The sequence below is a fragment of the Paraburkholderia sp. SIMBA_053 genome, assembly GCF_046534895.1.
Lineage (GTDB): Bacteria > Pseudomonadota > Gammaproteobacteria > Burkholderiales > Burkholderiaceae > Paraburkholderia > Paraburkholderia caledonica.
On the sequence record NZ_JAWRXU010000186.1, the window covers coordinates 1 to 385 of the forward strand.

A 385-nucleotide genomic window follows, 5' to 3' on the forward strand; every position below is an offset into this window, starting at 1 on the left:
CGGCGCGATCTATCACCAGAACACCAGCGGTCAGTTCTATCAGTGGACCGGATCGGCATGGCAGTCCTCGAGCGATCCGCGCCTCGGCACCACGTCGCCGGATGGCACGACGATGCCGTCGGCCTCACGCATCATCGACAAGACCGGCGCAGTCTGGACGCTTACCAATGGCGTGATTTCGAAAAACGGCAAGGTGGTGGGCAACAACTACAACGTGTCGCTCGTGCTCTGGTACGGCGGCAAGATCTATCACCGCAATACGAGCGGACAGTTCTACGCCAATGCCGAAGTCGCCGCTGAGTGGCTGGCTTGCAGCGATCCGCGCACTCCCATCGCGGCGAGCGCAGGCAGCTTCTTCGGCATGAACGGTCACTTCGATTACACG

1 pseudogene is annotated in these 385 nt (G+C 61.0%); it reads left to right on the top strand.

The window, feature by feature from the left end:
- Nucleotides 1–385: pseudogene (locus tag SB753_RS35195) on the top strand (hypothetical protein); the annotation flags it as partial.